The 388-nt window shown below is 64.9% G+C and carries 1 pseudogene; it reads right to left on the bottom strand.

Features of this window, described 5'->3' with window-relative positions:
- Positions 1-184: pseudogene (locus tag B2U11_RS03665) on the bottom strand (isopenicillin N synthase family oxygenase); the annotation flags it as partial.
- Positions 185-388: the final 204 nt, after the last annotated feature.

The following is a 388-nucleotide window of genomic DNA, read 5'->3' as shown; positions in this document are numbered from 1 at the left end:
CGATGGCGGCGGTGATGCGCGCCTCGTCCAACCCGTGGTCGGCGACGACCGCGAAGCCGTAACGGGCGAAGGAGGCCCCCAGCCGATCGCTGAAAGCCTGAAAGTCGGTGTCGTACAGGCCCATCGACACGGGCTGGACCCCCCTGGGGGCGGTTTCGGATGGGGCGGTCGGGCTCGAACTCACGGCGGGGTCCTCGGTGTCTGAAGCGGCGGCGTTCATACGCCTATTCCGCGACCATGTCAGTTCAGCGGCGCGTTCAGGAATGGTACAGCTTGGAACCTGCACCATAAGCATACGTTTTCGCGCCAGACCGCATAACAGGAAGGACATCATCCATGCGCGCCAAGATCATCGTCGCCGGCGTTTCCATCGCCGCCCTGCTGGGCG

The sequence above is a fragment of the Brevundimonas sp. UBA7534 genome, assembly GCF_002479325.1.
Taxonomy (GTDB): Bacteria; Pseudomonadota; Alphaproteobacteria; order Caulobacterales; family Caulobacteraceae; genus Brevundimonas.
Note: the sequence above shows the minus strand (reverse complement) of the source record. Positions and strands in the feature narration are given on the sequence as shown.